The sequence below is a fragment of the Bacteroides sp. OF03-11BH genome (genome assembly GCF_003604005.1).
Classification (GTDB): domain Bacteria; phylum Bacteroidota; class Bacteroidia; order Bacteroidales; family Bacteroidaceae; genus Bacteroides; species Bacteroides ovatus.
The window spans coordinates 7,601-32,302 of the sequence record NZ_QTMW01000055.1 but is presented as its reverse complement, the minus strand read 5'-3'; the positions used below and the strand labels follow the sequence as shown (position 1 = coordinate 32,302).

Genomic DNA, 24,702 nt, shown 5'->3' with positions numbered 1-24,702 from the left:
CGAGCTATAACTTTTTGTTATACGGTGTCAGTATCGTCTAAGTGCCAAAAAGAAAAATATCCAACTTTATGAGAAGAAACTGAAAGGAAAGACTTTTGATTATTTAATGGTAATTAATGGAAAATCTTTCCATCCTATCCTGCTAGATCAGATAAGGCGTGATAATCCGATGGTAAAAACAGTACTCTATCTTTGGGACAGAACTTATAAAAATTACCGATTTGACAGGAATTTAGATTGTTTTGATAGAGTGGCTACATTTGATAGGGAAGACGCCAAGCAATTTAATTTGGAGTTTCTTCCTCTTTATTGGATCGAAGGTAATAGATCACAATGTGCAAAATATAAGATATTTGCATTCGGATCTTATCGTAATGACAGAAAAATTATATTTGAGCTTCTTTATAAAGTAGCAATAGAAAATGAATTGCCTAGCTATATAAAGCTATATATTCCATCTGTTCCAAAAAGTTTATTATCAAGAATAAAGACTGTTATAAAAAAAATAACTAAAAGGAAATCTTGTAATGATTGTAATCAAGATATTCTTATACATGAACCTTTATCTCCCTCTGAATTTCGTAAATGCATATATTCTTCTTTATGTGTAATAGATACTTATAACGATTTTCAAGAAGGTATGACGCCACGTTTTATGTGGGCATTAGGAGCAGGGAGAAAAATTATTACGACTAATAAAAATGCGATTAATTATCCATTTTACTCCCCTGATAGAATATTGGTTATTAACAATATGGTTGACACGACTTCTTTGCTGTTGTTTTTGGATGAAAAAATAAATAAAAATGAACAGATTGAAGATTTGATAGTACAATATCGTATAGATAACTGGATGAACTATTTGCTTTGTGGAAAAGAAAAAAGAGCTTCAGTCTGTAAGGGTGGATTATAAGAACTTGCTTCCACAGGCTATTGGTTTGGAACCAAATAATAAATATTAAAAATCATGTTTCAATATTTTGGCAAATGCTCTCAAATTAAACAAATTGAGAAATATCAAGCATGGTACATTAAAACAGTAAACTGTTGAAATTACAATTAATCTATAAAATGAGTATAAATAATTTTATTAACCGAAGTTTTGGATTTATCGAAAGAAAATTGAGTGTTAATCGCATTAATTGGTTTTGTACTCTTTATTTCAATTTCAGGACACTTCCTTTTAATATTGCCTGCAAATTACCTGTATATATTTATGGTAAAATAGAACTTGTATCTTTAAATGGTTCTGTATTGTTCGATTGTATTCCGGTAAAAGGTATGGTGAAAATTGGCAGACATAGAGATTATTATACGCCTCCAACTAAAACGATTGTCAAAATATCCCAATTGGGGCAAATTGTTTTTAGGGGTTATTGCAATATCTCTCAAGGAACCATCATAAACATAACAGATGGTTGTCTCACACTTGGTGATCGTGTATGGATTGGTCAGTCTGTATTATTGGATTGTAATAATAGCGTACAATTAGGTGAGGGAACTCGAATAGCTTATGGGTGTAAATTCTCAGATAGTAATCATCACTATATTATTGATGGGGATGGTAATATCCCGAGAATTAAAGGCCTTATTGAGATAGGTCGTTACAACTGGATAGGAAATAATACAGTTATAACTAAGGGATGTAAAACGACTGACCATACTATCTGTACACACGGAAGTCTTCTGAACAAAAATTATCCTCAAAAATATGATTCCAATGAGTCTATGCTGTTAGCTGGAACACCTGCAAAACTTTTAAAGGTTGGTTATCAGAGAATTAATTCAGCGAAACTCGAAAATGAAATAATTGATTTTTTTAAAACTCATCCTAATGAAAGTGTGATGTCAATGCATCTTCCTCTAGTTAACAACACTTGCGAACTTATCTATTATAAATAGATATAAGTCATTTCACAAGGGGATTTCAATGATATGCAAAGATTGAATAATAGATAAAGTGAGAATAAAGATTACTGAAAGAATAGAATATGAGTATTAGATGAACTAGAAAAACTGAATGAATGTTTAAAAAAAATAAAATGAAAATTGCTTTTTTATTACGTCCATGGCCTATTTATGGTGGTGGAGAAACAGTAACTATTACTTTATCAAATGAATTTGTAAAACGAGGTATAAGTGTCATTGCATTTTACACAAAGGATAGCAAATCGCAGAATATGCCTTTGATTGATAATAGGGTAAAATCGGTGTTTGTTCCGAATATCAAATCAGATGAACATCAGCTTTCTTTCACAAAAAATGAAATATCTTTTGCGAGTAAATTTTTGTCTGATTATGTAGAAAAAGAAAACATTGACATTATTATAAATCAATGGTGGCCTGCTCAAACGACTCAAAATGCGCGTAAAAGAGCAAAAGTCGTGCAGTGTCTTCATATGTCACTCTTCCTTCCTGCCAATTACGACAATCTCACTTGGAGAGGTCTGGATATAATGAAAAAAATAATGGGTAGAACATTGTATGACTACATGCATAAAGAAAGTCGATGTAGGCAGTTTGAAGAATCTCTCCCTTTTGTGGACAAATATATATTTCTGGCAAAGGGATTCATGAATGATTATGTCTCTTTTCGGAAAAATGACAGGAATCTAGCCAAATTGGACTTTTGTAATAATCCATTGCCATTAAAATGCTCTTTTGACAAAACTGACTTCAATAAGAAAGAGAATATGGTCTTATTTGTCGGTCGTATGTATGAAAGTCATAAGAAAGTATCGGTCATGCTGAAGATCTGGAGAGAAATAGAATCCGATAGAAATCTGGATAGTTGGAGTTTTACGTTAGTGGGGGATGGTCCCGACAAAACTATGTTTCAAAACATGGCAAAAGAGATGCAGTTGAAAAGGGTAAAATTTGAGGGGTATCAATTACCATTGGATTATTATAAAAAAGCAAAGATATTCTTGATGACTTCTGCTCATGAAGGATGGCCTATGACACTAGTAGAATCACAGGAGAATGGCGTTGTTCCGATAGTAATGGATACCTTTTCTTCTTGTCATGACATCATTGAAAACGGAGAGAATGGATTCATTGTTGGCATGAATAATGTGACTGAATATATAAAACGGCTTAAATCGTTGATGATTGATGAGGATATGCGTATGTGTATGGCATTGAAGGGGCTGGATACTTGTAAGCGGTTTAGCGTAGAAAAGATAGTTGATAGGTGGCAACAGATTTTTAACGAATTGCTCAAAGACAAATCATGATTATTCGAAGTAAAGCTCCCCTGCGTCTCGGACTGGCAGGTGGTGGAAGTGACGTGTCGCCTTATAGTGACATCTATGGAGGGCTGATTCTTAATGCCACCATTAATCTGTATACTTATTGTACCATAGAAGAAACCTATGACGGACTGATTACCATAGATAGTGATGACGCACGTTGCTATAAGAGTTATTTGGTGGCAAAACAGCTGGAGATTGATGGCGAGGCAAGTCTTATAAAAGGGGTATATAATCGAGTAATGAGAGACTTTGACATAAGTCTGCGAAGCTTTAAGATTACAACTTACAACGATGCTCCCGCGGGTTCCGGACTTGGTACTTCATCGGCTATGGTTGTGTGTATCTTGAAAGCGTTCATAGAATGGTTAGGTTTGCCGTTAGGCGATTATGAAGCGTCCCGGTTGGCTTATGAGATTGAGCGTAAGGATTTGGCGTTGTCCGGTGGTAAGCAAGATCAGTATGCGGCAGCTTTTGGTGGTTTCAATTATATGGAGTTCTTGCCAAATGATCTTGTGATAGTGAACCCTTTGAAGATTAAACGCTAGATAATGGATGAGTTGGAAGCTTCGATGGTTCTCTACTTCACCGGTGCATCCCGTAGTAGCGCGGCGATTATCGAACAACAGCAAAAGAATACTTCGTCAGGCAACCAAAACGCCATAGAAGCCATGCACAGAATTAAACAGAGTGCGAAGGATATGAAACTGGCATTGCTGAAAGGTGACATGAATGAATTCGCCCGCATTCTTGGACAGGCATGGGAAGACAAAAAGAAAATGGCCAATGCTATCAGTAATCCCATGATTCAAGAAGTTTTTGATGTGGCAATGTCTGCCGGTGCATTGGCTGGAAAAGTGAGTGGAGCTGGTGGTGGCTTCGTAATGTTCATGGTGGAGCCGACACGCAAGAAAGAAGTGGTGAATGCATTGAAAAAGCTTAATGGTTTTGTGATGCCTTTTCAGTTTACCGAGGGAGGTGCGCATGGGTGGAAGATTTATCCGACCGACAAAGTGTGATATAAATAAAGAGTAAAAAATTTCAATATGGATTCTATCGATATAGTAAGAAAACAGGTGTGGAATAGTGCATATGTAAAGAATTTGTTACTGGAGAATGAAGCGGTAATAGCGCGAATAGCTCAGGTTGCTGATTTGTGTACGGAGGCATATAGAAATGGTAAGAAGACATTATTTGCTGGTAATGGTGGTAGTGCTGCCGATGCTCAGCACTTTGCTGGCGAGTTGGTCAGTAAATTCTATTTTGATCGCCCGGGGCTTCCTTCAATTGCGCTGACGACAGATACATCTATTATTACCGCCATTGGCAATGATTGTGGTTATAAGCAGATTTTTGCTCGTCAGATACAAGCTCAAGGTGTGAAAGGAGATGTGTTTATCGGTATCTCTACATCGGGTAATTCAGAGAATATTGTAGAAGTATTGTCTGTATGCCGTGAGAAGGGTATTACGTCTATTGCGCTGACTGGTGCAAATCCCTGCAAGATGGATGAATTTGATATCGTTATCAAGGTTCCCAGTAATGAGACGCCCCGTATACAGGAGTGTCAGACCCTGATTGGACATATTATCTGTTGCATTGTGGAGGAGAATATTTTCAGTGAAAAGTACAATAACAAATAAGGGCTAATGGAAGTGATAATCTTGGCGGGCGGATTGGGCACACGTTTGCGCAGTGTGGTGAGTGAGATACCCAAGTGTATGGCCCCCGTGGCGGGAAAGCCTTTCCTTTGGTATCTATTAAAGTATCTTGCCAGATATGAGGTTTCACGTGTAATTCTTTCCGTAGGCTATCTGCGGGAAGTCATCTATCAATGGATTGATGAAGTAAAAGATGAATTTCCGTTCACTTTCGATTATGCGGTGGAAGATGAACCTCTCGGTACGGGTGGTGGTATCAAACTTGCTATGGACAAGATTGAAGGAACGGAAGCCTTGATTTTGAATGGAGATACATTTTTCGATGTAGACTTGAACGATCTCATCTGCAAGCATCTAAATCAAAATGCATTGTTGTCTTTAGCTTTGAAGCCCATGAACAATTTTGACCGATATGGAAATGTGAAGTGCAATGAACGTGGTGAGATTCTTGTGTTTGAAGAAAAGAGGTATTGTAAACAAGGGATGATTAATGGAGGTATTTATGTATTAGACAAAGTGACTCCGTTCTTTGACCATTTACCCCGGAAATTTTCATTTGAAACACAAGTCTTAGAACCGAATAGTGGTAAAGGATGTATATCAGGAATTGTACAGGATCGTTATTTTATTGACATTGGAATCCCGGAAGATTTAGCCAAGGCCAATATTGAGTTTCCTAATCTTTCTTTCTAAAACAGAAATTAACCTATGAATTTAGTGGATATTGATGTCGCAGGATATGATACATGTGTTTTGCCAGATTATGAATGGAAATAAAGTAATCGAGTGCTTATGTATATCTTTTATAAATAAGCTTGATGAGATCTAATGTGTTTTATACTCTATTTGTAGTAGTATATTATCCAATATGCTTGTTGTTGTACTATGAATGGAATTTTGATTATTCAGATGAAATTCTGACAGCATTACTTGTTGCTTATTTCTGTATGCAAAGTAAGAAGACGTTTAATAAAGAGTTTTGTTGTTTTTTACTAATCATGATGGCTTATGTAGCGTATTCCATTTTTATTGCTATAACATCTGTAGATGCAATTTTTTATGATTTGCAACAACAAGTGAAACCTTACCTGATATTTTATGCGACTTTTGCAATATCTCCACAATTTACCACTGGGCAATGTCGTTTCTTGAGAAAATGGGTTCTGTTTTGTTATGTTTTATATTTTATATCTATTATTCCGCATATAATCGAAAATTTAGGGTATGACAGAGCTGAATTTAGTCGAAATTCTATCGTTTGTGCTTTGTTATATTATTACTTTTCAACAGAATCAAGAAGGGCAGTAATCATAACCCTATTAATAATGACAAGCGGCTTGCTTTCTCTTAAATCTAAATTTTTTGGAGAATATATTTTGATGGTTGCTTTGTTTTTATTAGTCAAGAAAAAAGTGAATTTTAAATCAGTAAAGGCAATATGTATTGAAGTAATATTGTTGGTCGTTGTTCTTTTCTTTACTTGGACAAAATTTAGTTTCTATTATATAGAAGGATTTAAAGATTCAAGTCAAGAACTGGCAAGGCCTATATCCTATATAACGAGTTTAAAGATATTTGTTGACTATTTCCCTTTTGGTTCAGGATTCGCAACATTTAGTTCAAATGCAGCAGGAGTGTATTATTCTCCTTTATATTATAAATATAATATAGATGGAGTGTGGGGGTTAAGCCCAGATAATCCTGCTTTTTTGGCTGATGCATTTTATCCTTTATTAGCTCAGTTTGGGATAGTCGGAGTGCTGCTTTTTTGTGTTTTTTGGAGAAGACGATTTTCTCAAATTCAGAATATTAATATGTTGAAATATTATCGACTTGCTATAATGGCGAGTCTATGTCTATTGATAGAGAGTGTAGGCGATACATCATATCTTTCATCTCCGGGTATTGCCTATTTTTTAATATTAGCTCTATGTTTAAGAAAGATATGATTATTAAGAGTGGATGGATTGGATAAAAATCAAGTCATGAATTTAGTGGATATTGATGTTGCAGGATATGATACCTTACTGCTGGACCGCGACGGAGTGATTAACAAGCTCTGCCCGAATGACTATGTGAAATGTTGGGAAGAGTTTGAATTTTTGCCTGGCATTTTTGAAGCATTAGTGAAATGGAATAAACATTTTAGGCATATTTTTATTGTAACAAATCAGAGAGGTGTAGGTAAGGGAGTAATGACAGAGCAAGCTTTACGGGGACTACATTGCCGAATGTGTGAAGAGATAATATCGCATGGCGGACGGATTGATAAAATATATTATTGTACGGCGTTGACGGAAAAAGACAACCGACGAAAGCCTGGGAACGGTATGTTTTTGGACATACTGCGGGATTATCCGGATGTAGAAAAAGAGCGTTGTTTGATGATTGGTGACAGCGAGAGTGATATGAAATTCGCGGAGAATTGTGGAATCAAAGGAATATTGTTATGAAAAGGGAAACAATAGTCTACTTAAATTTAGGCTTTTTTGATACGGACGTTACGGTGGTCAAAGAACTGGCAAAGGTGTATGATTTGCATTGGTTTGTCTTACGGTCGCCTACAGAGCCTTATGATGTTGACTTTTTTAGAGAATTTGTGAAAGGAAGTGAGATTACATTGCATCTTTATCCTTTCAATTTCAGGAGAAGAAGTCTGAAGATGCTATGTTTGTTTGCGGATTGTTTCAAAGAAATAAGAAAAATACATCCTTCTTTGATTTATTCCTGTTGCCAAGATTTATATTTTCAGGGTCTTTATTTACTGACATGTGTAAGAATACCGCTAGTTATGGGAATTCATGACGTTAAGAATCATTCAAGTGTAAAACCTCCGCTCTTTTTGATTATTTCCCAATGGATTGCTTTAATGACAGCTCGATGTTATGTGTTATTTTCCAAAAATCAGTATGAATTATTCAAGCAACTTTATCCCAACAAAAGAAGCGAGCTTGTCGGTATGAGTTATAAAGATTTCGGGAGACCTAGTGTACAAACTTGTAATACAATAAAAGAAGAGATAAAAATACTGTTTTTTGGAACTCTTCAGCCCTATAAAGGCTACGATTTATTGTTCGATGCTTTTGAGAGGCTAATAGAAGAAGGAATGACAAATTTGCGATTGTCACTTTACGGACGATGTGGCAACCAAGAAATAGAAAGAATATGTAGAGAGAAGATCAAACATCCGGAGTTTTATGAAATGCATCTGGAATTTGTTGATAACAGAGAGATTCCTGATATTTTCGCCAGTCATCATTTCGCGGTTTTTCCCTATCGGGATGCTACAAATTCAGGTCCACTGATGATCGCTGTAAACTACGGGCTTCCTGTCATCGCGCCAGATCACTCTTGTTTTAAAGATGTATGTACCGATGGAGTTAATTCCTTATTATATGATAATAAAGAAAAAGAGGCATTATATGAAAAATTAAAATACCTCTCTCAAATAAGCTATGACGACTACATGATTATGCGAACGAATTGTGATATACTAAAGTCTACATTCTCGGAAGCTACTATTGCGCAGAATTACATAAATTTATTCAAAGCGATAACTATCAAAACAGATGGAAAGTAATATTAAGTATTAAGAAAAAAGATACTATTCTATATTCTAATCTAATTATATTCGATGAAAATAATCGTAGTAGCTCCATCCTTAGATCCGTCTAAGAATGTGAGTGGCATTTCTTCTGTAACAAAATTTATAATATCCAACAATAAAGAGCAGGAGTACATTCATTTTGAATTAGGGCGGAAGGATAATGAAGAAGGTGGCATATTTCTCATATTTTCAATTCTTAAAAATATGAGAGAGTGGAAGAATATGCTGAACAAGGAAAGGGATGCTATCATTCATTATAATTTTCCATTAAGTAAGGCATCAATTTTAAGAGACCCATTATTTATGGGAATAGCTTTACAACAGAAACGGAAGATGGTAGTTCACATACATGGTGGTGTGTTTTTGACTCATTACAAAGAAGCTTCATCCTTTTTAAAATGGATTCTGAAAAAAGTTTTTAGTTGGAATGTTCCATTTATTGTCTTGGGCGAAAATGAGAAAAATATCATCGAGCAAACTTTAAAAGCTAAGAGGGTATTTTTATTGCCTAATTGTGTTGACCTGCAGGATGCTGAATCATTTGAACGAGTGTATAATTGGATAGAACCTTTAAATATAGGATATATAGGGCGTATTGCTGTGACAAAAGGAATGGAAAATTTATTGCAGGCTTGTCGTGAGCTGAAAGCTAAGCAAATTCCGTTTATCGTAAAATTAGCTGGAGCCGAAGAAGTGAAAGATAGTTTTTTACCATTATTTGACAGCTATTTGGGGCATCAATTCATTTATGCAGGGATTGTGTCAGGTGAAAAGAAAAATATTTTTTTGAAAAGTCTTGATGTATTTGTTTTACCTTCTTATTTCGAAGGTTTGCCCATGTCATTACTCGAATGTATGAGTTATGGAGCAGTGCCTGTTACCACTAATGTTGGTTCTATTGGTGATGTGGTGGAAGATTGCAAGAATGGTTTGTTTATAAAGATGAAAGATACGGATAGTATAATTGAAGTTCTTACGAACTTAAATAATGATAGGGAAATGTTATCAAGATTGGGGAATGAAGCGAGGGCAACAATATTCCAGAATTTTAATCCTCATAAATATATTCAAAATCTAAATATCATATATGGAATGGCTTAATTCCCTTATCATATATCCCATTCTTACATTATTGAAAATGGATAAAGACTACGATTGTGATATTTTTGAAAACGGCAATCAGGATTATAGTAATGAATAGTACTTATGTATAAGCTAAAAACTTTATCAATTTTAGTTAGTATCTAATTTTGCCATCTTGCTATTGCTAGAATAAACATAGACTTTTATAACTGTAAACTTAGAATTAAGAAAAGATGTATAGCTACATTGTAAATGGATTGAGACCCATATAGATAAAGATGGAAAATATAAATTGTGGTATTTTATAAAAGGATTTGTTCAATTCCTATAGGTACTTCGAAGTTGTGATTTAGTGCATATTCATAAAAGTGAACCACCATCTGCTTTGCGTAAATGTTTATTTATTTCGTTTGCTAAAATTTATAGAAAGAAAGTAATAGTTCATTTTCATGCTTTTTCACCAGATACAACTGTAAATAGTAAATATAGATGGATTTATCACTATTTGTTTAATCGGGCTGATAGAGTGATTGTTTTATCGGAAATGTGGAAAGAATATGTAAACAATGCATTTCTGCTGAATGATAAATTACAGGTGATCTATAATCCATGTACTATAAAGAAAAATATGAAAAGAAAAATATAATACTTTATGCAGGAACACTGAATATTCGTAAAGGTTATGCGGATATGATTAAGGCATTCGTCTTGGTAGCCCAAACTTATCCAGCCTGGTTAATTGTCTTTGCTGGTAATGGTGAAATAGAGCAAGGAAGAAAGCTATCTGAAAAACTTGGTATAAATAAACAAACGGAGTTTTTAGGATGGGTAAATGGGTATGAGAAGGATAAAGCCTTCAAGGAAGCTACAATTTTCTGTCTCCCTAGCTATGCGGAAGGATTTCCTATGGCTGTTTTAGATGCATGGGCTTATGGACTGCCTGTTATAACAACTCCTGTAAGGGAAATACTGGATATAGCAAAAGATGGGAAAAATTTATTGTTATTTAAGCCTGGAGATATAAAAAGTCTAGCAGATCAGCTGGAAAAGCTGATAAGTAATAAATTGTTGGGAGAGGATATCGCAAAGGATTCCAAGTTATTAGCGTCTACTACATTTAATCTTGAGACTATAAATAATGAAATAGCAGGTTTGTATGAACAACTGCTAAAGAAGTAATGATGCTTTGAGGTATGAGCAATTGGTATGTTCTGTAGAGATAAAAAAGTATTATAACTTACATTGCATAAGTCTTGAATAACCTAGAGGTAAACAGGAAATAGCTGAAGTTGTTTTCACAGAAATGTAAGGCATAAAAACTATTGTGAAGCAGTATAGCGAGATGAACAACGGAATTTTATGAAAAATGTATAATAAGGTAATTGTAGTTATATGATTAAACTAAAAGAACTCTCTATCATGGAGAGTACAGAGCAACTAAAATCATTACCACAAGGAAAGTTGCTGATAAACACAATTAATGCACATTCTTACAACACTGCCGTGAAGGATCCACTATTTGCTAAAGCACTGATGAAGGGAGATGTACTTATTCCTGATGGAGCAAGTATTGTGAAGGTTTGTAAATGGCTAAAGATGCAAAGCCAACCGCGGGAACGAATAGCAGGTTGGGACCTCTTTGTTCTTGAGATGAATCGCCTTAATGAGAAAGGAGGTCGATGTATGTTTATGGGTAGCTCGGAGAAAGTACTGGCATTGATTAAACAACGGGCAGCAGTGGATTATCCGAATTTGGAAGTGGTGACTTATTCTCCTCCTTATAAACCGGAATTTTCACAGGAAGATAATGCGGCTATTGTGGCGGCTATCAATGAGGCAAATCCAGATCTTTTATGGATTGGTATGACGGCTCCCAAGCAGGAAAAATGGATTTACAGCAATTGGCAAAAATTGAATATTCATTGTCATGTGGGTACCGTAGGGGCGGTGTTTGACTTTTACGCAGGTACTACTGAACGGGCTCCATTATGGTGGCAACAACATTCGTTGGAATGGTTTTATCGACTGCTAAAAGAGCCTAAACGAATGTGGCGTAGATATCTGGTAGGTAATGTGTTGTTTTTGTGGAATATATGTAGAGAAAAATATGGTTATATAATGGGATGAAAGGTATGGCAAGGAGAGAATGTTCGTGATTGGTTTTATGTGGCGGACCATGCTATCTACTAGTTGTAAAAGAGATGCTAAGAAAATAAAAGTGGTATAAAATAAATGTTGAGATGTAATAAACACGTGAGTGTTTCGTATGTGAGATGAAAAAAATGTAGGTCCCTAGCTTCATGCTGTAAAGGCATGATTCTCCTACATTGTGGACTGGAAATCGTACGACGGTACATTTCTGATCTACGCCCTGACATCGGAGGTTAAAGCCGATGTGAATTTCCCACTATATCAACTGTCTGTGAAGATCGTTGATATTTAAAATGAATCACAAACTATAATTATAAAAGAATATGTAGGTCCCTAGATTCATGATAAACTCATGAAATCCCTACATTTTGTAGGTTAGAAATCGTACAGCGGTATATTTCTAACTTAGCCCTCATATTGGTTTAAAAACTGATATGTATCTATATGTGAAATATACCAACTGTCTGTGAGGATCGTTGGTATATTATTTTTTTAGATGGTTAAAGAATACAAAAAAAGAGCAAACTCGCATGATTTCTAAATCTTTCCAGAATCTGTATCGTTATTTGCTGTATGAAACGAAAGTATAGTATTAACGCTAAAAGAATAACGATTATGAAGAAAATTCTATCTTTACTTGTGTTGGCTATTGTAGCCGTACAGTTTTCATTTGCAAAAGATGTGATAACCAAAGACATGAATCAGTTACCGCTTCCGGCACGTAATTTTATTAATGGTAATTTTGCAAAACCACAGATTGCTCATATCAAGATTGATAAAGATATGATGGAGTCTACCAGGTATGAAGTGGTATTGATGGATGGTACGGAAATTGATTTTGACAGTAAGGGCAACTGGGAAGAGGTAAGTGCAAAAAAAGGACAGGTTGTTCCTGTTAGTATTATTCCGGGATTTGCTGTCAATTATTTGAAGTCTCATAATTTTGTGAACGAAGGAGTGACCAAAGTCGAACGTGACCGCAAAGGATATGAAATAGAATTGTCTACCGGACTTTCTTTCAAATTTGATAAGAAGGGAAAGTTTATCAAGGCTGATGATTAACTAAAGATTTGTGATAAATAGACCTAAACAAGAAGATAGCTATGTGGAGATTTAAGTTTAGCGCTTGGGTAGTGGTATTGATGATGACTGCTCTTTCGTTTGGCGCATGTGATAATGATGATGATGATACTTTTGTTCCGCCCAGTAATATTACAGAAGCTTTAAAACAGGTATATCCGGCTGCCCAGAATGTAGAATGGGAGATGAAAGGTGCCTATTATGTAGCTGACTGTTGGGTAAGTAATGACGAACTGGAGGTTTGGTTTGATGCCAATGCCAATTGGGTGATGACAGAAAATGAACTGAATAGCATAGACCAGCTGGTACCGGCTGTTTATACGGCTTTCATGGATTCCAAGTATAATGCATGGGTAGTGACGGATGTGTATGTGTTGACTTTCCCACAAAATCCGATGGAATCTGTGATTCAGGTGAAGCAAGGTAGCCAACGCTATGCGCTTTATTTCTTACAGGAAGGCGGATTGCTACATGAAAAAGATATTAGCAATGGAGACGATACAAATTGGCCGCCGACTGAATAGTTTTTAATCATAAAAATCAAAACGGGCTATTTCTATAAAAGGAATAGCCCGTTGTTTTTTATAATTACATTTGTTTATAATCCTTGGCTAATCCTCCTTCACTTGTTTCTTTGTAAAGTGATGGAAGGTCGTGTCCGGTTTGTTTCATTACTTGCACAACTTTATCGAAAGAGACACGGTGCATACCATCGGTGAAAGCTGAATAAAGATTAGCATCCAGCGCACGTGCAGCGGCGTATGCATTTCGTTCGATGCAGGGAATTTGTACCAATCCGCATACCGGGTCGCAAGTCATTCCCAGATGGTGTTCCAAACCCATTTCTGCTGCATACTCAATTTGTGCAGGACTGCCTCCGAACAATTGATTGGCGGCAGCCGAAGCCATTGCGCAGGCAACACCGACTTCTCCCTGGCAACCTACTTCTGCTCCGGAAATGGATGCGTTGAATTTGACTATGTTACCAAACAAACCGGCAGTGGCTAACGCACGTAAAATGCGCATATCACTAAAGTCACGGCTTTTTTGAAGATGATAAAGCACGGCAGGCATAACTCCGCAGGAACCACAGGTAGGTGCGGTTACTATTTTTCCACCGGAAGCATTTTCTTCACTTACCGCCAAAGCATAAGAGAAGACGAGTCCTCTGGATTGGAGGGATTGTTTATATCCGGTGGCACGTATATAATAGGTGGAGGCTTTTCGTCTAAGATTTAGTGGACCGGGCAGTACGCCTTCCGCTTCCAGTCCACGGTGAATGGCATCTTTCATGGTGGCCCATACTTCAGTCAGGTAGTCCCATATATCTTCTTCCTCACATTCCTTTACGTATTCCCAATAACTTTTTCCGGTATCTTCACACCATTGGAGTATTTCGGTCATGTTTTCCATACCGTATACATCAGGGCTTTCAATGGTTGGATTATCATTGTTTTCTGCTAGTGTACCGCCTCCGATACTATAAACAGTCCAGTTTTCCTGCACTTTATCATTACTGTCCAGAGCTGCAAATGTCATTCCGTTGGGATGGAACGGTAGAAAGACTTTGGGTTGCCATACAATTTCTACCGGGGCGGTGGGTTGCAAGGTATCTATAATGGCTACATCCGTCATGTGTCCTTTGCCTGTAGCAGCTAAACTGCCGTAAAGGGTTACTTTAAAAGATGCAGCATCCGGATGACGTTCCAGAAACATTTCGGCAGCTTTGCGCGGTCCCATAGTGTGGCTACTGGAAGGTCCTGTACCTATCCTGTATAGCTCTTTAATCGATTTCATGACTGATGATGTGTTTTTGTTAATACCATTTCTTTTTTCTGAAGTACAAATATACAATAATACCGATAATTGCCATTATAATCCAGGCAAATAAATACCCGTACTGCCATTCCAGTTCCGGCATCCATTTGTAATTCATTCCCCATACTCCGACCAGAAATGTCAAAGGGATAAAGATGGTGGATACGATGGTTAATCTTTTCATGATATCGTTCATTCGTAAGTCATTGTTGGAGATGTATAGATCGACTAATGAAGAAAGGGTTTCCCGGCAGATTTCGATGGTTTGTAATACAAATTGCAAGTGGTCGTTTACATCATTGAAAAAGGCGCGGTTCACTTTATGGATGAGCAGATTTTCTGCTCGCAATAGCTTTATATATTGTTCTTTTAAGGGGAGGATTGCTTTTTTCATTAGCATATATTGGCGTCGTAATGCCTGAATCTGGATACCGATGTCGTCTCCGCTGGTGATGGTTAGCAATTCTTCTTCCAAATCTTCGAGTGCGTCATCGATGGAAGAGATGGTTGAAATGTAGTTTCCCATCACGCTGTTGAGCAGTACGCTAAGTAGATAATCTGTTTGACGGCTGCGTATCTTCAGAACATCATTACGCAAGGCAGAACTGACATCATCAAAGAAATCAGTTTCTTTTTCGAGGAAAGTCAGTACATAATTATTTCCTATGATAAGGCAGACTTGCTGTTGGAGCAGTTCATCCAGTTCATTTTCTTCTTTATGTTCGTTCGGATAGAATATCTTTAAGATCAGGACAATGTATTTATCATGTTCTTCTATCTTGGTCGGATGGTCCGCATTCAATATATCTTGTAAGACAAGGAAGTCTATTTCGAAATGACTGCAAATTTCCCGGATAGTTTCTGTGTTTTTCATTCCGTGTATCTGTAGCCAGTTGATTTGATCGTTGTTCAGCGTACCTTTGATGGCTTGAAAAGTATCCCTAGAACTTTCCTGCATCTCGGTAGCATTGTAAGTACAAAGATGTAAATGGGTAGGAGTAAGACTTTCTCCTGTATAAATAAGCTTTTCGCTTAACAGATTATTTTTCATGCTTTATTCTCGTTTTAGAAAACCACTGTAACAAAGGTAGTGGTTTTCTAAATGAGAACAAGTTCTTTGAACGTTTTGTTTACGTGTTAGTCAAAATCGACTACTGTGATTCCGGCACCGCCAAACTGTACATGTTCGTCGGAATAGTGACTGACTCCCGGTACGGTGGCCAGATATTGGCGGATAAGTGTACGAAGTATTCCCGTTCCTGTGCCGTGAAGGATACGTACACGATCCATGCCGACTAATATGGCGTCATCAATAAAATAGGTGACTGCCTGTAAGGCTTCATCCCCACGCATTCCGCGTACATCAATGTCCTGTTTGAAGCTAAGCTTCTTTTCATACATCTGATCGTGTGTCTGGCTGCTGACAAAAGTGCTTTTTGCAATCCCTTCCGTCTTGGGCGTATGATTGGCACGTTCCAGACGGTCTATTTTTACGGTCGTTTTTATGCTTCCAAAAGCAACAGTCGCATTTTTACCACTGATTTCCATCACTTGGCCGACGCTTGTCTGTCCTTTGATTTTTACATTTTCTCCTATTGCAATCGGCACTATTTTAGGGGCACTTGATGGAGAAGAGACTGCAGCTTTCGGTTCACTCTTCTTGTTTTTCTTCCGTTCTTGCTTTTCCTTTAGTTTCTCCATTTTTTTTGCAATCTTCTCTTCATGCTCTTTAGATGCCAATGCATCCAGAGAAGTACGGAAGTCTGTCAGTTCCTGACGTGCCTGGCGCGTCTTTTCCTTTTCGGCTTGCGCTTCCTTTATTGTACGAATCGTATTTTCAATGCGGGCATTGGATTCCTGAAGCATGCGTTCCGCTTCTTCTTTTGCTTGCCGGATAATCTCTTTCCGGGATTTTTGCAATTCTTCTATCTCTGTCTGGTAACGGGTAATGGTTTCTTCCATGTGCTTTTCCCGTTGACGGATAGTTTGACGTTTTCCTTCCCAGTAACGCTTGTCGCGTACAATGTCCTGAAGGTATTTGTCTGCATTGATGTATTCGCTTCCTACGATTTCCGAAGCATCTGCGATGACATCTTCCGGTAGTCCGATTTTTCGTGCAATTTCTACGGCGAACGAACTTCCCGGATTACCGATTTGTAATTGGAAAAGTGCTTGCATGAGATGACGGTCGTAAAGCATGGCTCCGTTCACTACTCCTTCATGATCTTCGGCAAAATGTTTCAGATTCTGGTAGTGGGTAGTGATGACTCCGAATGTTCCTTTCTGGTTGAAACGTTTCAGTACAGCTTCGGCAATAGCACCTCCGATTTGCGGCTCCGTACCTCCACCGAACTCGTCAATCAGGATGAGGCTCCGTTCGTTACAGCTCTTCATCATGATTTTCATATTGGTCAAGTGAGAAGAGTAGGTACTCAAATCATCTTCAATAGATTGCTCATCACCAATATCGATAAAGATGCTACTGAATATACCGGCATGACTACGTTCGTGCAAGGGAATCAGCATGCCGCATTGCAGCATATATTGCAGCAAACCGACTGTTTTCAAACAGACGGACTTACCTCCGGCATTCGGTCCGGATATAATAAGGATACGTTGTTTTTGATCGAGCTCTATATCCAGTGGTACAACTTTCTTTCCATGTTTGGCTAATGAAAGTTGTAATAAAGGATGCACTGCCATTGTCCAATCCAGTAGTTGCTCATTCTCTACGGCGGGTTTCAGACTATTGGTCTGTATGGCGAAGTAACTTTTCGCACGGATAAAATCTATTTCTGCCAGAAATTCGTATGATTGAAGAATTTCCGGAATAGATGGACGAAGGATATTCGAGAACTCGGTAAGGATACGAATGATCTCACGTCGTTCATCACCTTCGAGTTCACGGATGCGGTTGTTGGCTTCTACCACTTCCGCCGGTTCTATAAACACAGTTTTTCCGCTGGCAGATTCATCGTGTACGATACCTTTGATTTTTCGCTTGAGTCCAGGGGCAACTGGAATCACCAGACGTCCGTCACGCATGGTGGGAGCTACATCTTTGTCCACGTATCCTTCGGACTGCGCACTACGCAGGATGCTGTTTAATGAACGGGAAATATTTCCCATCGTACTGGCAAGTTCGCGACGTATGCGGGCTAATTCGGTAGAGGCATTATCCTTGATTTTTCCATATTTGTTAAGGATGCCATCTATTTTCCCTATCAGTTGCGGGAACACGGCAATATCTCCTGCCAGTCGTTTCAGGCTAGGGTAGGGGGTATTGTTTTCTTCTTCATCTTCATTCCGATGTAGAAAGCGTACAATGTCACGGATGGTTTCTAATGAACGGCGTAGGTCAAATAATTCTTGTTCGTCCAAATACATTCCTTCTATCCGCACACGTTTTAGCGAAGGACGGACATCAAAGAAAAATTGATCGGGAAATCCGTCCTCTTCCTGGATGATGCGGACAAACTCTGTTACTTGGTTTAATTTCTCCTCAACCTCTTCATGTTGCTCGGAAAAGTTCATGTCTGTAACTCTTTCTTCACCTAAAGTACTGAGGCACTTATCTTTTAGTAACTGTCTTATCTGGTCGAATCCTATCTTTTGCTCAAAGTTTTGAGGGTATATCATATTTCTGTTCTTACTAATGAACTGCAAAAATACGATTAATTCGCGAAAAAAATATCAGAATGTTTGCAGATTTAAAAATGATTCGTACCTTTGCACCGCTTTCAACGGAAAGCACTTCTGATAAAGGAGTTTTGGAGAGGTGGCAGAGTGGTCGATTGCGGCGGTCTTGAAAACCGTTGTACTGCGAGGTACCCGGGGTTCGAATCCCTGTCTCTCCGCTGAACGTGCTGGACAGAAATGGTCAGCAAACGGACAAAAAGCTACAAATCAATGATTTGTGGCTTTTTTTATTGCCCGAAAGTCCTGCTTCCAAGACTTCAAAAGTACGGTAAAAGACAAAGTTTCGTTACTAAATCGTTACCTATTCCCCGCCGGACAAAAACGGTAACGATTTGTCCATAAATGACCTGATAATGACTTGATTAGTCCATAGTCTGCATAACTCGAAAACGAGAGGTAAAAATTAATTTTGCAACTAAAAAAAGTGAGTTATGAAATCGACATTCAAGGTTCTTTTTTATTTGAAGAAAGGTTCTGAAAAGAAAAACGGCGAGGTTATGATTATGGCACGCATCACCATAGACGGCAAACTTTGCCAGTTCAGTACGAAACAGAGCATCCAGCCCGACAACTGGAGCATTACTGCGGGCAAAGCCAAAGGCAGGGATGCCGGGAGGATAAACGCCCTTTTGGACGACATACGTTCTTCCCTGAATACCATTTACCACGAAATGCAGCGGCGTGACAATTACGTGACCGCCGAGAAAGTGAAAAACGAGTTCTTGGGACACAGCGAGAGCCACGAAACAATCCTTTCATTGTTCCAAAAGCACAATGACGATGTGAAGCAGCTTGTAGGCATATCCAAGACGATAGCGACCTACCGCAAGTATGAAGTGACCCGCCGCCACCTCGCTGAATTTATCCAAAGCAAGTACAACGTATCGGACATATCCATAAAGGAGATAAGCCCGATGTTCATTACCGATTTTGAGTTGTATTTGCGTACCGCCTGCAAGTGCGGCTACAACACCACCGCCAAGTTCATGCAGTTCTTCAAGCGTATCATCATCATCGCCCGTAACACCGGCATGCTGGTGGGCGACCCTTTCGCCAGCTACAAAATCCGGCTGGAAAAAGTGGACAGGGGTTATCTGACAGAGGACGAGATTAAAATTATCCTTAAAAAGAAAATGGTTTCCGAACGGCTGGAACACGTCAGGGACTTGTTCGTCTTTTCCTGTTTCTGCGGTCTGGCATACAGCGATGTCGCCAATTTGCGGCAGGAGAATATCCAAAAGTCTTTTGACGGCAACCTTTGGATAATCACCAAGCGGGTAAAGACCAACACGGACGTGAATGTCCCCCTGCTGGATATTCCCAAGATGATTTTGAAGAAGTACAAGGGCAAGTTGCCGGACGGCAAGATACTTCCCGTAATCAGCAATCAGAAGCTAAACGCCTACTTGAAAGAGATTGCCGATATATGCGGTATTAAAAAGAACCTGACATTCCACCTTGCCCGGCACACGTTCGCCACGACCACCACGCTGTCAAAGGGCGTACCCATTGAAACGGTGTCCAAGATGCTGGGACACACAAACATAGAAACTACGCAAATCTACGCCCGCATCCCCAACAGCAAGATAGGCAGCGATATGCAGGGGCTTGACAAGAAGTTTGTCGGCATTGAGAAGATTTACAAGGAAGTTGCCATGTAATCTTGATTATATGGAACTGGTCACAATTTGTGACCAGTCCTTACTATTATTCCAACATTGCTAAATCTCCTAAAATATACGATTATGGATTTGCAGATTATCCAAAACAAGATTTTTGAGGTCAGAAGTTGCCGGGTGATGCTCGATTATCATTTGGCAGAACTCTACCAAGTGGAAACACGAGCCTTGAAGCAGGCGGTCAAGCGCAATATCGAGCGTTTTCCGGGTGATTTTATGTTTGTACTCACCCAAGAGGAAGCTAACTTGCTGTTATCCATAGGGGTATCACAAAATGTGATACCCCCTGCTTACAACTTCGGCGTTGCTATGCCTATGGCTTTCACCGAGCAGGGCGTAGCCATGCTTTCTTCGGTTCTCCGCTCCAAAGTAGCCATAGAAGTAAACATTTCAATCATGCGGGCTTTTGTCCTCATGCGCCAAATGGCAATCGGTTACGAGGAACTGTCAAGGCGCATCGAGGAACTGGAGGTAAGCACCGATGCGCAGTTCAACGAACTGTACCAAGCCCTTACCCAGCTTTTGAGCCAGTCGAAACAACAGAAAGAACGCCGTCCGGTAGGTTTCGTTACCTATAACCGTGGCAAGAACGAATAGGTAACGATTTCGGTAACGAAATTCCACTTAATAACCTATATCCCAGCATTGTACATTCTTCCACCTTGCGGGCAGTCTACCGACTACCCGCATTTTTTATATCCTTTTCCAACTGGCACATTTCCCGAAACGCCAGCCGTGCGTGGCATGGCTGACTGTATTTCGTGAAAAGAGCCGTTGGAAACCCGCACAAGCGTATTGCAAGCAAGCTCACAACACCCTTGCCTTTCCCGCCCGCATGGAGTGTTCCCTAAAAGATGAAAGAGAACAGGCACTTTTCCCCAGTTTCCCTATTTGTAAATCTTCCTCTTACGCAGTCCCCCAGCCGGGACAGTCGTTTTAATCATTTCAATAGGCAAAGGTAGTTACGTGTTCTTCACGATTTTGCAAGGTCGAGCCGTTCCGGTTTGGCGAAAAAATCTTCCCTGCCTTGCGAGGTATTTTTTGCCCAAAACCTTGCAAACTCTAAACACTACCCTTTTACGCCTATGTGAAACGAAAACGACCGACCCGACCGGAAGACGCATAAAAAAAAAGTCGGATTTACGGGAAACAGGAAAAAAATTCAGTGAAACTTCAACTCCCTCACCTCTCAAATCCGCATAAAATTAAAAACTTAAAAATTACAGCAATATGGAAGCAAAGGTATTATCGGAAGCAAAAGTTTATGTAGGCACTTATGCCAAGTACAACAACGGTTCATTGTCCGGCGCATGGCTCGACCTTTCGGACTATTCGGACAAGGAAGAATTTTATGAAGCCTGCCGGGAACTTCACAAGGACGAGGAAGATGCGGAATACATGTTTCAGGACTGGGAGAACGTGCCGGAGGGCTTAATCGACGAAAGCTGGATTTCTGAAAACTTCTTCGCCCTGCGTGATGCGGTGGAGGATTTGAGCGACACCGAGCAGGAAGCCTTTTTCGTGTGGTGCAACTATAAAAGCCATGATTTGGGCGAGGAAGATGCGGACGACCTTGTACGTGATTTCCGGGATGAATATCAAGGGGAATATGACGATGAAGAAGATTTCGCCTATGAAATTGTAGAGGAATGTTACGACCTGCCGGAGTTCGCAAAGACCTATTTCGATTACAAACAGTTTGCCCGTGACCTGTTCATGTGCGATTACTGGTTTGATGACGGCTTTGTGTTCCGGGCGGCATAACAACCAATCCGGGCGGGGTGTCAAAGCCCTGCCCGCTTAAAACAACCAAGTTTATAACCATAAAAAAATAAGACATCATGCAGTCACTTAACAAAAACGGGGTAAGCATTACCCAAACACCGGGAGAAGAAAAGTTCGTGAAATGCTGTTTAGGGGCTTTCAGGGGACAAATTTATTATCAATATGACTACCGCCACACGGACGGCGAACTTTTCAGCACGGTAGCCAAAACGCTGGACGAGTGCCGCCGCAGGCGTGACGAATGGGTAGCGAAGAAGAACGGAGTAATAAACAAGTAAATTTTAGGGACATGAAAACAACAGAAGTAAACAAGGAGCTTATCGGCAGGCGTTGCGAGTGCATTTTTACGGGCTTAATGGTAACGGGCGTTATCGAGGACACAGAAGAAAACGAACACACCATAGAGGTAAAAGTCCGTTTCGACCATCCGCACCAGTGGGGCGATGATTTGTATAATGATGTGTGGGCGTGGGGGCGCAAAATAGACGAGTTCGGCACGCTGCACCATTTGCAACTGTTGGAGGATAAACCGGACTTTCAGATAATGACGGTAGTTTTCGGCGAACCAATCAGCCGGATAGACCGCAGTGTTTTTGAAGATGTTGCAACGTGGGGTGTCTGTTCCCTGCAAGGCTGGGTAAACAGCTATGAAAGTGTCCGGTTTGTAGCTATAGACGACCATACGGCAATCATCACGGGCGAATATAACATGGAGCAGGTAAAGGTGTGGTTAGAGAAATACACGTCCATAAAGAGCCTTAAAACCAGTTGATAGAAAACGGCGGCTGCTTGCCGCCGTTACTTTCTTCCGTGAGCCTGCCAGCGGGTGAAGAAAGTAACAAAGAAGCCTTTCGTTTTCCCTATCATGGAAACATCCCGCCGATGCTTCCCAGCGGGATGTCTGCCCGATATTTACGCTTTGCGTATCATTCCATACCCGGTTTCCCAAGAGGATGATAAAAACGAATGTCGCAACTATAAATCCTCATAGTGAATAAATTTTACACCAAGTATGCACACGGTTTCTTCTTCCTCGATGTCATATTTCCATGTCCGTTTATTGACAAGCATTTCCGTGTCGCAATCGAACCATTCCATTACAGGCGCATCATCTTCTTCGTCCGCCCATTTGAAAACCTGATTGGACGGCGTTTTCCATAATTCAGCACTGTCACGTTCGGAAATACAGTCCTTGTCCATAATGATGATGTCACCTACTGCCGGAACTGTATCTGTTTCCAACGTGGTTTCTATGTACCACGAGATGCCTTCTATATCCAATTCTATTTTTACCATGTCGTTTTATTATTAGGGGGTTATTGTTTCCGTTTCTTCTTCGCTGTTGTCATTATTAAATGATAGTGTAAGTTGCTGCATCTGCCCGAAGCTGTCGATGATATAAATGTCAATCGTCTGCTGGTCGGTCGATGCCGAGGTGTAGTAGAGCCAGAACGTTTCTTTCTCCAGCGGGTAGAGGTCATTGGGCAGGAACACCGTGCTGTTATCCATTTCCAGCTTCCCTTTGCCGTCCGGCTGGAAATACCTTATCTGATAGGTAGTCGGCTGGTAATAGCCGCCACGCACCAGTCGGCAGCGTATTTCGGCGGTTTCCCCGACTTTCAGCCTTTTGGGTACTGGCAGTGTTTCGATGCTGAACGGGTACGCCTGCTGAATATCCAAGTTGTCATTACAGGCGGTGACAAGCACGAGGGCGGCCACGATGCAGCAGCCCATGATGATTTTATACATTACATTCTTCATATACATTATTATATAGCGGTCAGTTGATAATGAATTTCAGTCCCAAAGATACCTGCGTGTGGAACTTGCCTATGTCCGAGCCGAACAACGCCCGTTCCCTTGCACTGACAAGCAAGGCTATCCGGTCGGTCAGGTAGGCTTCCAGTTCCAGCGTCAGCGCACCGCCGTAGATGAAGCAATCCTTATCCAGCAAGGTAGAGCCGTCCGGCAGCAGCTTTTCGCTTCGGTTGCTTGTTTCGTACCCGGCGAGAGCCGACAATCCCAATGAAAGGAAAAAAGTCTTTCGCCTGTCCGATAGGAATTTCAGGTAATAGCCGCCCTCTGCGGTGAACTGTTCTACGGGTATCTGCATATCCTTGTAGTCATACTTCTTGTGCAGGTATTCGCCGCCAATCACCCAGCGGTTGGCGTTCTTGGTGTAAACGCTGTACGCCGCCCCGATGTGGTAGGCAAAATCCGTGTCGGAGTTCCAATGCACCCCGTCCGCCATGCCCGCCGTGACTTGCAAGCCTTTCATGCCCGGCAGGTATCTTTGCGCATGTGCCTGAAACGAGGTCAGGCACAGCGCAAAGAGCATCATTATAAAGATGTGTCTTTTCATTCCCTATTTGATTTTTAGTTCGTCAATCACTTCTGCGTTCACGATGTCGGCGTTCTCCACCCGTATGGTCTGATGCCGCCCGCCGTTCTTCTCGTAGAGTTCCACGACCAGCAGCTTGTCGTCAGGAATGGTGAACTTCGGCAGGGCGTACACCGTGCGCACGGTACTTTTTCCTGCAATCTCTATCACCTCGTTGTAGCTACGTACCGCATCCAGCACCGTTTCCTGAATAGCCGTGCGCTTGGGTACTTTCTTATCGGTTATCTTAAACTTGATGAAGTCGGTATCGAAAGGCACGTTGGAACTGTTCTTTGTCTGCGTGTGTACATAGAGCATCCCGTTATAGGTGTAAATCCCCTTGATTAAGAACTGTATGCCGAAACGCTTGCTACCCAAGTGGCGCACTTTCCGGTCATTGTTCTTGTAGATGCTCTGCATTATCAGTTTCACCAATAGCGGGCTTTCATTCCCCAGTTCCCGGAAATAGATGTTCATCCGGGTATGTGAGAAGTCGGACGTATCTTCA

At 40.0% G+C, this 24,702-nt stretch carries 27 protein-coding genes, 1 tRNA gene and 1 pseudogene; 22 read left to right on the top strand and 7 right to left on the bottom strand.

The annotated features are described in order from the left end of the window. The first annotated feature begins 169 nt into the window (after positions 1-169). From DXA54_RS24665 to DXA54_RS24595, 15 genes and pseudogenes are all read left to right on the top strand, one after another. Positions 170-913 carry a hypothetical protein gene (locus DXA54_RS24665; protein WP_243647682.1) on the top strand — a complete coding sequence of 248 codons (744 nt, stop codon included), beginning with the start codon at positions 170-172 and terminating at the stop codon, positions 911-913. Between the two features lie 134 nt (positions 914-1,047). Next, a complete protein-coding gene (locus tag DXA54_RS24660; RefSeq protein WP_232284334.1) occupies positions 1,048-1,902 on the top strand; it encodes an acyltransferase in 855 nt (284 codons plus the stop codon). Positions 1,903-2,024: 122 nt separating this feature from the next. After that, complete coding sequence (locus DXA54_RS24655) at positions 2,025-3,236, top strand: glycosyltransferase (protein ID WP_243647681.1); 1,212 nt, start codon at positions 2,025-2,027, stop codon at positions 3,234-3,236. Continuing rightward, positions 3,233-4,270 (top strand): annotated as a pseudogene (locus tag DXA54_RS24650) (dehydrogenase). Before DXA54_RS24655 ends, DXA54_RS24650 begins: the two are co-directional and overlap by 4 nt. 27 nt (positions 4,271-4,297) lie before the next feature. Beyond that, complete coding sequence (locus tag DXA54_RS24645) at positions 4,298-4,894, top strand: SIS domain-containing protein (RefSeq protein WP_008648568.1); 597 nt, start codon at positions 4,298-4,300, stop codon at positions 4,892-4,894. Between the two features lie 6 nt (positions 4,895-4,900). After that, on the top strand, positions 4,901-5,605 hold the full coding sequence (locus DXA54_RS24640; RefSeq protein WP_009000780.1) for a nucleotidyltransferase family protein: 705 nt from the start codon (positions 4,901-4,903) through the stop codon (positions 5,603-5,605). A 125-nt stretch (positions 5,606-5,730) separates the two neighbouring features. Further along, positions 5,731-6,861 carry a hypothetical protein gene (locus DXA54_RS24635; protein ID WP_008648566.1) on the top strand — a complete coding sequence of 377 codons (1,131 nt, stop codon included), beginning with the start codon at positions 5,731-5,733 and terminating at the stop codon, positions 6,859-6,861. Between the two features lie 36 nt (positions 6,862-6,897). Then, on the top strand, positions 6,898-7,365 hold the full coding sequence (locus tag DXA54_RS24630) for a D-glycero-alpha-D-manno-heptose-1,7-bisphosphate 7-phosphatase (protein WP_008648565.1): 468 nt from the start codon (positions 6,898-6,900) through the stop codon (positions 7,363-7,365). After that, entirely contained in the window at positions 7,362-8,492 is a 1,131-nt protein-coding gene (locus tag DXA54_RS24625; RefSeq protein WP_008648564.1) for a glycosyltransferase family 4 protein, read from the top strand. Before DXA54_RS24630 ends, DXA54_RS24625 begins: the two co-directional genes overlap by 4 nt. A 54-nt stretch (positions 8,493-8,546) precedes the next feature. Beyond that, the gene (locus tag DXA54_RS24620; RefSeq protein ID WP_120080911.1) at positions 8,547-9,620 is read left to right on the top strand and encodes a glycosyltransferase family 4 protein; all 1,074 of its coding nucleotides are present in this window, start codon (positions 8,547-8,549) and stop codon (positions 9,618-9,620) included. Between the two features lie 334 nt (positions 9,621-9,954). After that, complete coding sequence (locus tag DXA54_RS28835; protein WP_083792323.1) at positions 9,955-10,248, top strand: glycosyltransferase; 294 nt, start codon at positions 9,955-9,957, stop codon at positions 10,246-10,248. Beyond that, complete coding sequence (locus DXA54_RS24610; protein WP_120080909.1) at positions 10,212-10,781, top strand: glycosyltransferase family 4 protein; 570 nt, start codon at positions 10,212-10,214, stop codon at positions 10,779-10,781. The genes DXA54_RS28835 and DXA54_RS24610 overlap by 37 nt, the downstream gene beginning before the upstream one ends. Before the next feature lie 213 nt (positions 10,782-10,994). After that, positions 10,995-11,729, top strand: coding sequence for a WecB/TagA/CpsF family glycosyltransferase (locus DXA54_RS24605; protein WP_008648557.1), 735 nt, complete (start codon positions 10,995-10,997; stop codon positions 11,727-11,729). A gap of 639 nt (positions 11,730-12,368) precedes the next feature. After that, positions 12,369-12,815, top strand: coding sequence for a PepSY-like domain-containing protein (locus DXA54_RS24600; RefSeq protein WP_008648555.1), 447 nt, complete (start codon positions 12,369-12,371; stop codon positions 12,813-12,815). A gap of 41 nt (positions 12,816-12,856) precedes the next feature. Continuing rightward, positions 12,857-13,357: a PepSY-like domain-containing protein gene (locus DXA54_RS24595; protein WP_008648553.1), complete on the top strand. Its 501-nt coding sequence runs from the start codon at positions 12,857-12,859 to the stop codon at positions 13,355-13,357. Between the two features lie 64 nt (positions 13,358-13,421). Here DXA54_RS24595 and DXA54_RS24590 read toward each other — a convergent pair whose 3' ends face one another. The 3 genes from DXA54_RS24590 to DXA54_RS24580 all read right to left on the bottom strand — a co-directional run bounded on the left by DXA54_RS24590 (position 13,422) and on the right by DXA54_RS24580 (position 18,290). Continuing rightward, positions 13,422-14,630: an L-serine ammonia-lyase gene (locus DXA54_RS24590; protein ID WP_004302249.1), complete on the bottom strand. Its 1,209-nt coding sequence runs from the start codon at positions 14,628-14,630 to the stop codon at positions 13,422-13,424. Positions 14,631-14,649: 19 nt separating this feature from the next. Continuing rightward, positions 14,650-15,702, bottom strand: coding sequence for a magnesium/cobalt transporter CorA (gene corA, locus DXA54_RS24585; RefSeq protein WP_120080907.1), 1,053 nt, complete (start codon positions 15,700-15,702; stop codon positions 14,650-14,652). Between the two features lie 86 nt (positions 15,703-15,788). Next, complete coding sequence (locus DXA54_RS24580) at positions 15,789-18,290, bottom strand: endonuclease MutS2 (RefSeq protein ID WP_008648550.1); 2,502 nt, start codon at positions 18,288-18,290, stop codon at positions 15,789-15,791. A 133-nt stretch (positions 18,291-18,423) separates the two neighbouring features. Here DXA54_RS24580 and DXA54_RS24575 point away from each other — a divergent pair. The 7 genes from DXA54_RS24575 (at position 18,424) to DXA54_RS24540 (ending at position 22,586) form a co-directional block, all read left to right on the top strand. Next, a tRNA-Ser gene (locus tag DXA54_RS24575) sits at positions 18,424-18,508 on the top strand. A gap of 273 nt (positions 18,509-18,781) precedes the next feature. Next, on the top strand, positions 18,782-20,011 hold the full coding sequence (locus tag DXA54_RS24570; RefSeq protein WP_120080905.1) for a site-specific integrase: 1,230 nt from the start codon (positions 18,782-18,784) through the stop codon (positions 20,009-20,011). 84 nt (positions 20,012-20,095) lie between these two features. Continuing rightward, the gene (locus DXA54_RS24565; RefSeq protein ID WP_032536632.1) at positions 20,096-20,626 is read left to right on the top strand and encodes an ORF6N domain-containing protein; all 531 of its coding nucleotides are present in this window, start codon (positions 20,096-20,098) and stop codon (positions 20,624-20,626) included. A 142-nt stretch (positions 20,627-20,768) separates the two neighbouring features. Further along, complete coding sequence (locus tag DXA54_RS24560) at positions 20,769-20,969, top strand: hypothetical protein (RefSeq protein WP_007754109.1); 201 nt, start codon at positions 20,769-20,771, stop codon at positions 20,967-20,969. A 290-nt stretch (positions 20,970-21,259) separates the two neighbouring features. Further along, positions 21,260-21,793, top strand: a complete 534-nt coding sequence (locus tag DXA54_RS24550) for an antirestriction protein ArdA (RefSeq protein WP_004329650.1) — start codon at positions 21,260-21,262, stop codon at positions 21,791-21,793. A gap of 77 nt (positions 21,794-21,870) precedes the next feature. Beyond that, positions 21,871-22,092, top strand: coding sequence for a DUF3873 domain-containing protein (locus DXA54_RS24545; RefSeq protein ID WP_004329651.1), 222 nt, complete (start codon positions 21,871-21,873; stop codon positions 22,090-22,092). An 11-nt stretch (positions 22,093-22,103) separates the two neighbouring features. Next, the gene (locus tag DXA54_RS24540) at positions 22,104-22,586 is read left to right on the top strand and encodes a DUF6956 domain-containing protein (RefSeq protein WP_028728958.1); all 483 of its coding nucleotides are present in this window, start codon (positions 22,104-22,106) and stop codon (positions 22,584-22,586) included. A 203-nt stretch (positions 22,587-22,789) separates the two neighbouring features. Here the strand turns inward: DXA54_RS24540 and DXA54_RS24535 are convergent, their stop codons facing one another. From DXA54_RS24535 to traN, 4 genes are all read right to left on the bottom strand, one after another. Continuing rightward, complete coding sequence (locus tag DXA54_RS24535; protein ID WP_007754121.1) at positions 22,790-23,110, bottom strand: hypothetical protein; 321 nt, start codon at positions 23,108-23,110, stop codon at positions 22,790-22,792. A gap of 12 nt (positions 23,111-23,122) precedes the next feature. Then, positions 23,123-23,581, bottom strand: a complete 459-nt coding sequence (locus DXA54_RS24530; protein WP_120080903.1) for a DUF3872 domain-containing protein — start codon at positions 23,579-23,581, stop codon at positions 23,123-23,125. Positions 23,582-23,594: 13 nt separating this feature from the next. After that, positions 23,595-24,176: a conjugal transfer protein TraO gene (locus DXA54_RS24525; RefSeq protein WP_007754126.1), complete on the bottom strand. Its 582-nt coding sequence runs from the start codon at positions 24,174-24,176 to the stop codon at positions 23,595-23,597. A 3-nt stretch (positions 24,177-24,179) separates the two neighbouring features. Then, positions 24,180-24,702, bottom strand: a 523-nt coding sequence (traN, locus tag DXA54_RS24520) for a conjugative transposon protein TraN (protein WP_120080915.1), incomplete at its 5' end; no start/stop codon positions are given.